At 66.5% G+C, this 13,261-nt stretch carries 9 protein-coding genes; 4 read left to right on the top strand and 5 right to left on the bottom strand.

The annotated features are described in order from the left end of the window. Positions 1 to 2 precede the first annotated feature (2 nt). From alaS to DIZ22_RS04375, 4 genes are all read right to left on the bottom strand, one after another. Positions 3 to 2,657: an alanine--tRNA ligase gene (gene alaS / locus DIZ22_RS04390; protein WP_122927969.1), complete on the bottom strand. Its 2,655-nt coding sequence runs from the start codon at positions 2,655 to 2,657 to the stop codon at positions 3 to 5. Positions 2,658 to 2,862: 205 nt separating this feature from the next. Next, positions 2,863 to 4,122, bottom strand: a complete 1,260-nt coding sequence (locus DIZ22_RS04385) for a Xaa-Pro peptidase family protein (RefSeq protein ID WP_048938424.1) — start codon at positions 4,120 to 4,122, stop codon at positions 2,863 to 2,865. Continuing rightward, positions 4,109 to 4,735, bottom strand: a complete 627-nt coding sequence (locus DIZ22_RS04380; RefSeq protein WP_048938423.1) for a glutathione S-transferase — start codon at positions 4,733 to 4,735, stop codon at positions 4,109 to 4,111. Before DIZ22_RS04380 ends, DIZ22_RS04385 begins: the two co-directional genes overlap by 14 nt. Before the next feature lie 65 nt (positions 4,736 to 4,800). After that, positions 4,801 to 6,915, bottom strand: coding sequence for a malate synthase G (locus tag DIZ22_RS04375; RefSeq protein ID WP_048938422.1), 2,115 nt, complete (start codon positions 6,913 to 6,915; stop codon positions 4,801 to 4,803). A 96-nt stretch (positions 6,916 to 7,011) separates the two neighbouring features. Here DIZ22_RS04375 and DIZ22_RS04370 point away from each other — a divergent pair, with 96 nt between their 5' ends. Genes DIZ22_RS04370 through DIZ22_RS04360 form a run of 3 tightly spaced genes read left to right on the top strand, consistent with a single transcriptional unit; the run spans position 7,012 to position 10,965 of the window. Next, complete coding sequence (locus DIZ22_RS04370) at positions 7,012 to 7,929, top strand: LysR family transcriptional regulator (RefSeq protein WP_048938421.1); 918 nt, start codon at positions 7,012 to 7,014, stop codon at positions 7,927 to 7,929. Positions 7,930 to 7,956: 27 nt separating this feature from the next. After that, entirely contained in the window at positions 7,957 to 10,224 is a 2,268-nt protein-coding gene (locus DIZ22_RS04365) for an NADP-dependent malic enzyme (protein ID WP_004207688.1), read from the top strand. 60 nt (positions 10,225 to 10,284) lie between these two features. After that, positions 10,285 to 10,965, top strand: coding sequence for a L,D-transpeptidase family protein (locus tag DIZ22_RS04360; protein WP_010337124.1), 681 nt, complete (start codon positions 10,285 to 10,287; stop codon positions 10,963 to 10,965). A gap of 6 nt (positions 10,966 to 10,971) precedes the next feature. Here the strand turns inward: DIZ22_RS04360 and DIZ22_RS04355 are convergent, their stop codons facing one another. Beyond that, positions 10,972 to 11,844 (bottom strand): EamA family transporter, encoded by an 873-nt coding sequence (locus DIZ22_RS04355; protein ID WP_037507587.1) that lies wholly within the window; start codon positions 11,842 to 11,844, stop codon positions 10,972 to 10,974. Positions 11,845 to 12,028: 184 nt separating this feature from the next. On the opposite strand from DIZ22_RS04355, the gene DIZ22_RS04350 reads away from it, so the two are divergent. Further along, complete coding sequence (locus tag DIZ22_RS04350) at positions 12,029 to 13,225, top strand: MFS transporter (RefSeq protein WP_048938448.1); 1,197 nt, start codon at positions 12,029 to 12,031, stop codon at positions 13,223 to 13,225. Positions 13,226 to 13,261 lie beyond the last annotated feature (36 nt).

The raw sequence follows: 13,261 nt of genomic DNA, 5'->3' as shown, positions 1-13,261 counted from the left end.
TGTCAGGCCGGAACGCTGGCGAGTGCGGTCTTGACCGCGTCGATCGCGGCCTGCGCCTTGTCGCCATCGGGGCCGCCGCCCTGGGCCATGTCGGCACGGCCGCCACCGCCCTTGCCGCCCAGCGCCTCGACGCCTGCACGGACCAGATCGACCGCGCTGAAGCTACCGGTCAGGTCGTCGGTCACGCCCACGGCAATGGTCGCGCGCCCATCGACCACGGCCAGCACGGCCGACACGCCGCTGCCGAGCGTCTTCTTGTTGCCGTCGACAATGCCACGCAGTTCCTTGGGGTCGAGGCCGTCGATCACCTGGCCCAGGAAGTCGACGCTGCCGACCTTCTCGGGACCGGCCGGCTTGGCCGAACCGCCACCGCCCAGCGCCAATGCCTTCTTGGCTTCGGCCAGTTCCCGCTCCAGCTTGCGGCTCTGCTCGACCAGCGCGGCGATGCGCGCGGGCACCTCTTCCGGCGTGGTCTTGAGCGCCGCTGCCGTCTGGCGCAGCTTCTCGTCGCGCTCGACCAGCCACAGGCGCGCAGCCTCACCGGTCAGCGCCTCGATCCGGCGCACGCCCGAGGATACGGCGCTTTCCGACACGATCTTGAACAGGGCGATGTCGCCGAGCGCGCGGACATGGGTGCCGCCGCACAGTTCGACCGAATAGCTATGGTCGTCGCCCTTACCCATCGAGAGGACGCGGACTTCATCGCCATATTTCTCGCCGAACAGCGCCATCGCGCCGGCAGCGATCGCGTCGTCCGGGGTCATCAGCCGGGTCATGACCTCGTCATTATGACGGATCTGCGCGTTCACGTCGGCCTCGACCTTGGCGATCTGCGCCTGGGTGAGCGCCTCGGGATGCGAGAAGTCGAAGCGCAAGCGGTCGGCCGCGACCATGCTGCCCTTCTGGGTGACATGGCCACCCACTTCCTTGCGCAGCGCGGCATGGAGCAGGTGAGTGGCGCTGTGATTGGCGCGGATGCGATCGCGGCGTTCGACATCCACCGTCAGGTTGACGGTATCGCCGACCTTGACGCTGCCCGCGCTGATCACCGCCTGATGCGCATGCAGGCGGCCGAGCGGCTTGGACGTATCGGCAACCTCGGCCACCAGGCCGCCCAGCGTGGTGATCGTGCCGGCGTCGCCATTCTGGCCGCCGCTCTCGCCATAGAAGGGCGTCTGGTTGGTGATGATCGTCACCTTTTCGCCGGCCGACGCCGCATCGACCCGCGCGCCATCCTTGATGATGGCCAGCACTTCGCCCTCGCCCTTGGTCGAGGCATAGCCGATGAACTCGGTGCTGCCGAGCGTTTCGGCGATATCGTACCAGATCTCGTCCGACGCCTTCTCGCCCGATCCCTTCCAGGCGGCGCGCGCCGCGGCCTTCTGCTCGGCCATGGCGGCGTCGAAGCCGGCGCGGTCGACAGACAGGCCCTGGGTCCGCAGCGCATCCTCGGTCAGGTCATAGGGGAAGCCATAGGTGTCATAGAGCTTGAACGCGGTCTCGCCCGACAGGGTCGCGCCCTCGGCCAGATCAGCGGTCGCCTCGTCCAGCAGCTTGAGGCCGTTTTCCAGCGTCTTGCGGAACCGGGTTTCCTCGCGCAGCAGCGTTTCCTCGATCAGCGGCTGGGCGCGGACCAGTTCGGGATAGGCGCCGCCCATTTCCGACACCAGGCTCGACACCAGGCGATACATCAGCGGATCCTTGGCACCGATGATGTGCGCATGGCGCATCGCGCGGCGCATGATCCGGCGCAGCACATAGCCACGGCCTTCGTTCGCCGGCAGCACGCCGTCGGCGATCAGGAAGCTGGTCGAGCGCAGATGGTCGGCGATGACGCGGTGGCTGGCCTGAAACTCGCCGTCGGTCGCGGTGCGGGTCAGCGCGCCGCTCTCGGCGATCAGCGCCTTGAACGTGTCGATATCATAATTGTTATGGACGCCCTGCATGACGGCCGCGATCCGCTCCAGCCCCATGCCGGTGTCGATCGAGGGTCTCGGCAGTTCGCTGACAATCTCATTGGCTTCCTGCTCATATTGCATGAAGACCAGGTTCCAGATCTCGACGAAGCGGTCGCCATCCTCCTCCGGCGATCCCGGAGGGCCACCCCAGATATGGTCGCCATGGTCGTAGAAGATTTCCGAGCAGGGACCGCACGGGCCGCTGTCGCCCATCGCCCAGAAATTATCCTTGGTCGGGATGCGGATGATCTTGTGATCGGGGAGCCCCGCGATCTTCTTCCACAGGTCGAACGCCTCGTCGTCCGTGTGATAGACGGTCGTCGTCAGCTTTTCCGCGGGCAGCCCCCATTCCTTGGTCAGCAGGGTCCAGGCATGATGGATCGCCTGTTCCTTGAAATAGTCGCCGAAGCTGAAATTGCCCAGCATTTCGAAGAAGGTGTGGTGGCGCGCGGTATAGCCGACATTGTCCAGATCATTGTGCTTGCCGCCGGCGCGAACCGATTTCTGGCTCGACGTCGCGGTCTTGTAGGGGCGGGTTTCCAGACCGGTGAAGACATTCTTGAACGGCACCATGCCGGCGTTCACGAACATCAGCGTCGGGTCGTTGTGCGGCACCAGCGGCGCGGACGGAACGATGGTGTGGCCATTGGCCCCGAAATAATCGAGGAAGCTGCGGCGAATGTCGTTGGTCGAGGTCATGCGCGCGATTTAGTGGGAAGCGGCCCGCCGCACAAGCGGGGGATTTGGTCTATTCCTCCCCGGCACGGGGAGGTGGCGGCGCGAAGCGCCGACGGAGGGGCACCGGCGGGCAGTCGGAGACTTTCAGTCACGCGAAGCGCTCATGGCGCCTGCCCCTCCACCACGCCCTTCCGGGCGCGGTCCCCCTCCCCGGTCCGGGGAGGAATTACCCCATCGGTTCCTCGATCGACACCGGCGGCTTAGAGAACCATTGCGGCCCCTGCGCGGTCATGTGGAAGCAATCCTCCATGCGCACGCCCATTGTGCCGGGCAGGTAAAGGCCCGGTTCGTTGGAGAAGCACATGCCGATGTCCAGCTTGGTCGTCTCGCCATGGACGAGATTGACCGGTTCATGCCCCTCCATGCCGATGCCGTGACCGGTGCGGTGGGACAGGCCGGGCAGCTTGTAGCCGGGGCCGTAGCCCAGTTTCTCATAATAAGTGCGAACCGCATCGTCGACCGTGCCGGCCGCCACGCCCAGCTTCGCCGCCCGGATCGCGACCTGCTGCCCCTGCGCCACTTCGTCCCACACCTTGCGCTGCTGCGCCGTGGGTGCCGCGCCGTAGACGAAGGTGCGACTGATGTCGGACTGATAATCCTCGACCGTGCAGCCGCAATCCATCAGCACCACCTCGCCCGCGCGTACCGACTGCGGTTTGCCCGAGCCATGCGGATAGGCGGCCGCTTCGCCGAGCAGGATCAGGTTGAACTCACCCTTGCCGCCCAGCGCACTGGTCGCGGCCGTCATCAGCGCGCCGATATCGGCCGGGGTCATGCCCGCCTTCACCTGCGGATGGGTCCAGCGATAGGCGCCCATGGTGACATCCGCCGCCTTCTGCATCAGCGCGATCTCGGCCGCCGTCTTGCGCATGCGGATGGCGCGGGTCACCGGGTCTTTCGCCAGGGTCGCGGCGGGCAGCGCGGCCTTCAGCCCATCGACCGCGAAATAGCGGACCGTCTCCTCGATGCCGATCCGCCCCTTGTCGAGGCCCCGCGCCTTCAGATAATCGGCGATCGGCGCATAGGGGCTTTCATGCTCCTGCCAGACGCGGACCTCGGCCGGAATGGCGAGCGATTCGTCGATCGAGGGCTTCTCGAAAAAGGGGCAGACGACCAGAGGCGTGCCGCTGGCCGGAATGACCAGCGCGGTCAGCCGCTCGGAGCGCCACCAGCGAATGCCGCTATAATAGATGAGGCTCGCGCCCGGCTCGACCAGCAGCGCGTCGATGCCCTGTGCCTGCATCATCTTCTGCGCCCGCGCCAGCCGGTCGGCGCGCTCGGCCTTGCCGATCGGGGTGACGTCGCGCGTGATCGACTGGAGCGCCTCGATTGCCTTTTCCTGCGCGAACAGGCGCGGGCTGACCAGCGAAGTGGCGACCCCGGCAGCGGCATAGCGAAGCAAGGTGCGGCGATCAGGCGTAAGCATAATGTCCCCCGGTGCGCAGCGCGGCCTGATAGGCGGGCCGCGCCTGTATTCTCTCCAGCCACCCGATCAGATGCGGACGCGATTCGTCAAGCCCGCCGCGTGCCCGCGACGCCTCGATCGGAAAGCTCATCATCATGTCGGCGGCGGAGAAGTCCGGCCCGGCGAAATAGGGCCGGCTTGCCAGTTCGCTTTCCAGCCAGTCGAGATGATCGTCCAGCATCTCCTGCACCGTCGGCCGTGCCGGTCGGCCAAGCAGGCCCAGCTTGCCGACCACCAGCAGGGCCAGCAGCGGCGGCATCATCGATCCTTCGGCATAATGGAGAAACTGGCGCCAGCGGATCGCGCTTTCCGCATCAGTCGGCGCGCCGAAGCGACCACCGGCCCGTGCGACCAGATATTCCATGATCGCCCCGGTCTCGATCAGCCGATGGCCATCCACCTCCACCACCGGCGACCGGCCGAGCGGATGGACGGCGCGCAGGGCGGCGGGCGCGCGCATCGTCTTGCGGTCCCGCTCATAGCGGCGCACTTCGTAAGCCTCGCCCAGCTCCTCTAGCAGCCACAGGATGCGCTGCGAACGACTATTGTTCAGATGATGGACGATGATGGTCATGGCGCCTCTCCCATGCTGCGACCCGATCAGGGCTAACGCAGCATGGGAAAGAGTGACAGCGAAGTTTACGCTATCTCGAGGACTTCCTCCGCCTTGGCACGGGCGCGATAGGCGTGCAGCAACGGCTCGGTATAGCCATTGGGCTGCTCGACACCCTCGAACACCAGGGCGCGCGCCGTCTGGAAGGCCAGGCTCTCGCCCTCGCGCCCGCTCATCGGCTGATAGAGCGGATCGGCTTCATTCTGCGCATCGACCTTGGCCGCCATGCGGGTCAGCGCAGCATCAACCTGTTCCGCAGTGCAGACGCCGTGCAGCAGCCAGTTGGCCATATGCTGCGAAGAAATGCGCAAGGTCGCACGATCCTCCATCAGGCCGACATCATGGATATCGGGAACCTTGGAACAGCCGACGCCCTGGTCGATCCAGCGGACGACATAGCCCAATATGCCCTGCGCATTATTGTCCAGTTCCTGCGCAATCTCTTCTTCGGAGAAATTGCGGCCGACCGCGACGGGCATGGTCAGCAGCCGGTCGAGCGACGCGATGCCCTCGGCCTTGCGTTCTTCCTGACGGGCGAAGACGTCGATGCGATGATAATGGGTCGCGTGCAGCGTCGCCGCCGTCGGGGACGGAACCCAGGCGGTGTTGGCGCCGCTCCGGGGATGGCCGATCTTCTGCTCCAGCATGTCGGCCATGCGGTCGGGCGCCGCCCACATGCCCTTGCCGATCTGCGCCCGGCCCGACAGGCCGCAGGCCAGGCCGATCTGGACGTTGCGATCCTCATAGGCCGTGATCCAGTCGCTCGCCTTCATCTCGCCCTTGCGGATCATCGGCCCGGCCTGCATCGACGTGTGCATCTCGTCCCCGGTGCGGTCGAGGAAGCCGGTATTGATGAAGACGATCCGGTCGCGGACGGCATGGATGCAGGCTGCCAGATTGGCCGATGTGCGCCGCTCTTCATCCATCACCCCGACCTTGATCGTGTGGCGCGCCATGCCCAGCATATCCTCGATCGCATCGAACAGGCGGTTGGTGAAGGCCGCTTCCTGCGGCCCGTGCATCTTGGGCTTGACGATATAGACGCTGCCCGCCCGGCTGTTGCCATCCGCCTTGGCCAGATCATGCAGCGCGATCAGGCTGGTGACGATGCCGTCGATGATCCCCTCGGGCGCGTCCTGCCCATCGGGCAGCGCGATCGCCGACGTGGTCATCAGATGACCGACATTGCGGACGAACAACAGGCTGCGGCCCGGCAGCGTGAAGGCGCTGCCATCGGGCGCAACATAAGCGCGATCGGGATTAAGCGCGCGGGTCATCGACTTCCCGCCCTTCTCGAACGTCTCGGTCAGGTCGCCCTGCATCAGCCCCAGCCAGTTGGCATAGGCGGTAACCTTGTCCGCAGCATCGACCGCCGCGACCGAATCCTCCAGGTCGCAGATGGTGGTCAGCGCGGATTCCAGGATAACGTCGGATATGCCGGCGGGATCGGTCGCGCCGATCGGGTGGGCCGGGTCGAAGACGACCTCGATATGCAGGCCATTATGGCGGAACAGCTTGCCCTTCGCACTCGTGCCGACGAACTGCGCCGGATCGGCCAGGACGATTTCTCCGCCCGCCAGATCGGCCCAGCGTCCCGTCGCCAGCGGAAGGGCATCGTCCAGAAATGCCTTGGCCCAGGCGATGACCTGCGCCCCGCGCGCCGCATCATAGCCCTTGCCCGAAGCCGCGCCCGCTATGGCGTCCGTGCCATAGAGCGCGTCATACAGGCTGCCCCAGCGCGCATTGGCGGCGTTGAGCAGGAAACGGGCGTTGAGGATCGGGACGACCAGCTGCGGCCCGGCCATGCGGGCGACTTCGGCATCGACATTCTCGCTGCCGATCCCGAACGGCGCCGGTTCCTCGACCAGATAGCCGATCTCGCGCAGGAAGGCCTGATAGGCAGCGGCGTTGTGCGCCTGTCCCCGGCGCACCTGATGCCAGGCATCGATCTGCGTCTGCAGGTCATCGCGCGTGCGCAGCAGCGCCGCATTGTCGGGGGTGAAGCGCGCCAATATGTCGGCAGTGCCCGCCCAGAAGGCGTCGGCATCAATGCCCGTGCCCGGCAGCGCGCGCTGCTCGATGAAGTCGGCCAGCGTTGCGGCGACCTTCAGGCCGGCGCGGTCGATCATGCGGTCGGTCATGCAATCCACTCCTTGCTATGCCGTCCTTTTACGCCTTTCCAATTATGCCGTGTATACGCTATTATTCGAATAGAGACTTTCCCGTGGTGAACGAATATGATGGACCCGGACCATGAATTGTTCGTGAGCATCGTCGATGAAGGCGGGCTGGCCGCCGCCGGACGGCGGCTCCACATATCGCCAGCGATGATGTCCAAGCGGCTGGCCCGGCTGGAGGACAGGCTGGGCGCCCGGCTGATCCACCGCACCACCCGCCGGCTCGCGCTGACCCCGGCGGGCGAGCGGCTCCATGGCGACCTGCGCGCGATCCTCGCCTCCCTCGACGAAGCCGAACGTCGCGTGTCGGGCGTGTCGGCGATTGCGTCCGGGCCGCTGCGAATCACCGCCCCGACCTCCTTTGGCCGCATGCATCTCGCGCCCTATCTCCGGCCTTTCCTGGACGCCCATCCCCGCGTCGACCTGCGGCTCGACCTGTCGGACGACTATGTCGACCTGATCGAAAGCCGGGCGGACCTGGCCATCCGTATCGCCGCCGATCCGGGTGCCGGCCTCACCGCCCGGCGGCTGGCGCCCAATCGCCGCATCCTGTGCGCCGCGCCCGCCTATCTTGAGCGCTTCGGCACGCCGCGGCGCATCGCCGACCTCAAGCAGCACCGCCTGCTCGCCGCCGATGGCCAGCTACCCTGGCGGCTGATCGGTCCCAAGGGGCCGGTCGCGATCGATGGCCACAGCCATATCCGCACCAACAGCAGCGAAGTCGTGCGCGAACTGGCGTTGTCGGGCAGCGGCATCGCGCTGCGTTCGCTGTGGGACATCAGCGACGCGCTGGCGCAGGGCGACGTGCGCCAGATCCTGCCCGATCATGAAGGGTCGAGCGACGTCGCCCTCTATGCCGTGCAACTGCCACAGGCCAATCCGCCGCTGGCCATAACCGCCTTCGTCGACTTTCTTGCTGCGCAATATGCCCTTGCGCCGCCGTGGGAGTCGCGGACGGACCGCACTGGCTTGCCCTAGCGGAACACAGTCTCTAAGGCGCATCGCATGGACGATAACACCCGCCGCGCCGCCCTAGACTATCACCGCCTTCCCCAGCCCGGTAAGCTCGCGATCGAGCCGACCAAGCGCATGGTGAACCAGCGCGATCTGGCGCTGGCCTATTCGCCGGGGGTGGCCGCCCCTTGCGAGGAGATCGCTGCCGATCCCGCCAAGGCGCTGGACTATACCGCGCGCGGCAATCTGGTCGCGGTCATCTCCAACGGCACCGCCGTCCTCGGCCTCGGCGCGATCGGCGCGCTGGCGTCGAAGCCGGTGATGGAAGGCAAGGCCGTCCTCTTCAAGAAATTCGCCGACATCGACGTGTTCGACATCGAAGTCGACACCACCGACACGGACAAGTTCGTCGAAGCCGTCGCCCTGCTGGAGCCGACCTTTGGCGGCATCAATCTGGAAGACATCAAGGCGCCCGAATGTTTCGAGATCGAACGGCGCCTGAAGGAACGGATGAACATTCCGGTCTTCCATGACGACCAGCATGGCACCGCCATCGTCGTCGCCGCCGCCGTGCGCAACGCGCTGGTGCTGCAGGGCAAGACCCTGGCCGATGCAAAGCTCGTCACCTCGGGCGCCGGTGCCGCCGCGCTCGCCTGCGTCGACCTGCTCGTCTCGATGGGCCTGCCGATCGACAATGTGACGATGACCGACAAGGACGGCGTCATCCATTCGGGCCGCGAAGGCATGCTGCCCAACATGGCGCGCTATGCCCGCGACACCAACGCGCGCACCCTGCCCGACGTGCTGCCAGGCGCCAACCTGTTCTTAGGGTTGTCGGCGCCGGGCGTGCTGAAGCCGGAATGGCTGCCGCTGATGGCGCCCAATCCGCTGATCTTCGCGCTCGCCAATCCGGAGCCGGAAATCCGCCCGGAAGCCGCGCGCGAAGTGCGCCCGGACGCGATCATCGCCACCGGCCGTTCGGACTATCCGAACCAGGTCAACAACGTCCTGTGCTTCCCCTATATCTTCCGCGGCGCGCTGGATTGCGGCGCGACCCAGATCAACGAGGCCATGAAGGTCGCCGCCGCCGACGCGATCGCCGCCCTCGCCCGCATGCCCGCACATGACAGCGTGGCGCAGGCCTATGGCGGTCGCAAGCTGGTGTTCGGCGCCGATTACATCATCCCGACCCCGTTCGATCCGCGCCTGATCGGCGAGATTGCCGGTGCCGTGGCCAAGGCGGCGATGGACAGCGGCGTCGCCACCAAGACGCTGGACCTGGAAGAATATAAGCGCGCCCTATCGCACCAGAACACCCGCTCGGGCCAGCTGATGCTGCCGGTCTTCCACGCCGCGCGCGGCAGCCAGTGCCGCATCGTCTATGGCGAGGGCGAGGATGAGCGCGTGCTGCGTGCGATCCAGGACGGTCTGGACGAAGGCATCGTCAAGCCGACCATCGTCGCACGCCGCCGCCTGCTGGAACAGAAGCTGGCCGACATGGGCCTCAGCTTCCAGCTCGACCGCGATGTCGAGGTGATCGATCCCGAGACGGATCATGACATCATGCGCGAACTGGTCGAGGCCTATCGCGCCATCGCCGCGCGCAAGGGCGTGCCGCCAGACGAAATCCTGCGCCATGTCTATCGCCGCCCGACCGTCACCGCCGCCATGCTGCTGCGTACCGGCCGGGTCGACGCCGCGCTGGTCGGTGGCCGCTCCGAATATTGGGGCCAGGTCGAACATGTGCTGCGCATCATCGATCGCGCGCCCAACCACAGCCGCATCTATGCGCTGTCGGGCCTGATCCTCGACGCCGGCGCGCTGTTCATCACCGACACCCATATGGTGCCGGACCCGACGCCGGACCAGATTGCGGAAATGACACTGCTGGCCTCGACCGAGTTGCAGCATTTCGGCCTGAAGCCGCGCGTGGCGCTGCTGTCGCACTCCAATTTCGGTGCCTCGAACAGCCCCAGCGCCCGCAAGATGCGCGCCGCGCTCGACCTGGTGCGCCAGGCCGCGCCGGAACTGGCGGTCGATGGCGAAATGCACGCCGACGCCGCGCTCAGCCAGGCGCTGCGCGAACGGCTGATCCCCGACTCCCGGTTCGAGGGGCCGGCCAACCTGCTGGTGATGCCGAACCTCGACGCCGCCAATATCACGCTGACGGCGCTCGGCGCCTCGTCCAGCTCGCCCACGGTCGGGCCGATGCTGATCGGCACCGCCCAGCCGATCCATGTGCTGACGCCCGGCGTCACCGCGCGCGGCATCCTCAACCTGACCGCCATCGCCGCCGCCGAAGTGGCGCGCGAAGGCTGACCTTAACCTTTGCCGGTTAGGCTGTTAGCTTGACCGGCAAAGGATGAAGCGAGGAAGATCATGGCAGGCGTCATCGGCACATTGGCTCGCAGCCTTGGCCCGAAACTGCTGATCGGCGCCGTCCTGGGCGGCGGCGCGCTGCTGCTGACCGACAAGATTGATCGCAACGCCGGCAACGCGACCCAGGCCAAACCGGCCGAGGCCGCCGCCGCACCCAAGCCGCTGCCGCTGGTCGAACGGCGCAGCGACCAGGGCATGAAGGTCGATCCCCATGCGCTGGCGGTCAAGCGCGTGCTCAAGATCGAGGGGCCTTTCGAGCATGGCGACTATGCCTGGGACGAGGAAGGCGCACCGGCCAAGGGGCCGGTCATCATCACCGTCGACCTGAAAGCCCAGACCCTTTCCGTCTTCCGCGACGGCTATGAAATCGGCGCCGCCGTCATCCTCTATGGCGCGACCGACAAGCAGAGCCCCTTGGGCGCCTTCCCGATCATGCAGAAGGACGCCGACCATTATTCCAGCACCTACAACAACGCGCCCATGCCCTATATGCAGCGGCTGACCAGCGACGGCGTCGCCATCCACGGCAGCGACGTCAAATGGGGCTATGCCACCCATGGCTGCATCGGCGTGCCCAAGGAATTTGCGCAGAAGCTGTTCGGCGTCACCAAGGTCGGCGACATGGTCATCATCACCAACGGCAAGATGCTGGATACCAGCAAGGCCGTCGTCAGCGGCTGACCGGCCCTATTGCGGCGCATCCTCGATTGCGGGTGCATGACGCACCGTCAGCGCGCTGCCGCCCGATGCCGCGATGATGCAGAATATCGCCACGCCCTGCAGCGCGGTCAGCCGCTCGCCCAGCACGACGAAGCCGGCCAGCGCGCCGATCGCCGGCGCCGCGCTCAGCAACAGGCCGAACACCGGTGCGGGCAGGCGCCGCATCGCCTCCATCTCCAGCGAATAGGGCAAGGCGCTCGACAACAGGGCGATCGCCAGCCCGACCATCAGCACCCAGGGCGAAAAAAGCGACGCGCCGGCATGGGTCAGCCCGACCGGCAGCACCAGGATCGCCGCCGCCAGCATGCCCCAGGCGACCGCATCGCCGCGCAGCGCGCCCGACACCCGCTTGCCGGTCAGGATATAAAGCGCCCAGCAGGCCGCCGCCCCGACAGCGAAGATGACACCCAAAGGATCAAGCACGGCATCGCTGCGCAGCGGCAGGAGCAGCAGCAGGCCGATCACCGCCGCGCCCAGCCACAGGAAATCACGCGGCCGGCGCGACCCGAACAGCACGATCGCCAGCGGCCCCGTCACCTCGATGGCCATGGCGATGCCGAGCGGGATGCGGGCGAACGCCTGATAGATCAGCAGGTTCATCAGCGCGAGGGTCGCGCCATAGATCAGCAGCGGCCAGCGCACATCGGCCGGAATCGGTCGGCGCCATGGCCGCCGGAACAGCATCAGCAGGATCGCCGCCAGGAAGATGCGCAGCGCCGCAATGCCATAGGCACCGACGATCGGGAACAGCGTCTTGGCAAAGGCCGCGCCCATGTTCATCGACAGCAGCGACGCCAGCACGGCGCCAGCCCCCGCCAGCACGGCACCCTGCCCGTTCATCTCAATCCTGCTCATGTTCAATGAATACCATATACGATTAATTGGAAAAGCGTCATTCGATGCCGCGTTGCACCAGATGCGTTGCCAGTTGCAAGAATCTCATACGTATGCAGCCTTGACCATCGCTGTCACTCGGCCCATCTGGCGGACTTCCGTCATTTTGCATTGCAGCATGGAGCTTGTCATGGGCAGCCAGTCCCACAAGGCGCACCCCGCGCTCGTCCTTTTCGCGCTGTCCGTGGGCGCCTTTGCGATCGGCACGACCGAATTCGCCTCCATGAGCCTGCTGCCCTTCTTCGCGCGCGACCTCCACATCGACCTGCCGACCGCCGGCCATGCGATCAGCGCCTATGCGTTGGGCGTGGTGGTCGGCGCGCCGCTGATTGCCGCCTTTGCCGCGCGCCTGCCGCGCCGCACGCTGCTGATCGCGCTGATGGCAATGTTCGCGGTCGGCAACGGCCTGTCGGCGCTGTCGCCCAGCTATCACTGGATGCTGCTGTTCCGCTTCCTTTCGGGCCTGCCCCATGGCGCCTATTTCGGCGTCGCGGCGCTGGTCGCGGCCAGCCTGGTGCCGATCGAGAAGCGCACCCTGGCGATCGCCAAGGTGATGTCGGGCCTCACCATCGCAACGGTGCTGGGCGTGCCCGTCGCCAACTGGATGGGCCAGATACTGGGCTGGCGTTCGGGCTTCTTCGTGGTCTGCGCGCTCGCCGTGCTGACCATGAGCCTGGTCGCGCTCTACGCCCCGCGCGACGCCGGTGACCCGAAGGCCAGCCCGATGCGCGAGTTGAGCGCACTCGGCAAGTCACAGGTCTGGCTGACCCTGCTGACCGGCGCGATCGGCTTTGGCGGCCTGTTCGCGGTCTACACCTATGTCGCCTCGACCATGATCGAGGTGACCCATGTGTCCGAAACCCTGGTGCCGCTGATCCTGATCGTCTTTGGCCTGGGCATGACGGTCGGCAATCTCGCCGTCGCCTGGCTCGCCGACCGCGCGCTCAACCGCACCGTCATCGGCATCCTCGTGTGGAGCGCCGTGGCGCTGGCCCTCTTCCCCTTCATGGCCGGCAATATCTGGAGCCTCAGCCTCATCGTCTTCCTGATCGGCATTGGCGGCGGCATGGGCACGCCGTTGCAGGCGCGACTGATGGATGTTGCGGGCGACGCCCAGACGCTGGCCGCCGCACTGCACCACAGCGCCTTCAACATCGCCAATGCGCTCGGCCCTTGGCTCGGCGGCCTGTCGATCGCGGCGGGCTATGGCCTGGTGTCGACCGGCTGGATCGGCTGCGCCTTGTCGCTGGGCGGCCTGGCCATCTATCTGATCGCCATCGCCACCGCACGGCGCAGCGCCCAGCCCGCGCTGGTGCCCTGCGAATAAGCCGCTTCCTTCCATCCGTTCCGCTGGCTAAGGCGG

Source organism: Sphingobium sp. LF-16 (assembly GCF_003711185.1).
Taxonomy (GTDB): Bacteria; Pseudomonadota; Alphaproteobacteria; order Sphingomonadales; family Sphingomonadaceae; genus Sphingobium; species Sphingobium yanoikuyae_A.
The sequence above is the reverse complement of the archived record's forward strand: the minus strand, read 5'-3'. Positions and strand labels throughout refer to the sequence as shown.

What these genes read in the sequence shown, in the direction of transcription:
- alaS (WP_122927969.1), bottom strand. Translation starts at nt 2,657, where the DNA reads ATGACCTCGACCAACGACATTCGCCGCAGCTTCCTCGATTATTTCGGG.
- DIZ22_RS04385 (WP_048938424.1), bottom strand. Translation starts at nt 4,122, where the DNA reads ATGCTTACGCCTGATCGCCGCACCTTGCTTCGCTATGCCGCTGCCGGG.
- DIZ22_RS04380 (WP_048938423.1), bottom strand. Translation starts at nt 4,735, where the DNA reads ATGACCATCATCGTCCATCATCTGAACAATAGTCGTTCGCAGCGCATC.
- DIZ22_RS04375 (WP_048938422.1), bottom strand. Translation starts at nt 6,915, where the DNA reads ATGACCGACCGCATGATCGACCGCGCCGGCCTGAAGGTCGCCGCAACG.
- DIZ22_RS04370 (WP_048938421.1), top strand. Translation starts at nt 7,012, where the DNA reads ATGATGGACCCGGACCATGAATTGTTCGTGAGCATCGTCGATGAAGGC.
- DIZ22_RS04365 (WP_004207688.1), top strand. Translation starts at nt 7,957, where the DNA reads ATGGACGATAACACCCGCCGCGCCGCCCTAGACTATCACCGCCTTCCC.
- DIZ22_RS04360 (WP_010337124.1), top strand. Translation starts at nt 10,285, where the DNA reads ATGGCAGGCGTCATCGGCACATTGGCTCGCAGCCTTGGCCCGAAACTG.
- DIZ22_RS04355 (WP_037507587.1), bottom strand. Translation starts at nt 11,844, where the DNA reads ATGAACGGGCAGGGTGCCGTGCTGGCGGGGGCTGGCGCCGTGCTGGCG.
- DIZ22_RS04350 (WP_048938448.1), top strand. Translation starts at nt 12,029, where the DNA reads ATGGGCAGCCAGTCCCACAAGGCGCACCCCGCGCTCGTCCTTTTCGCG.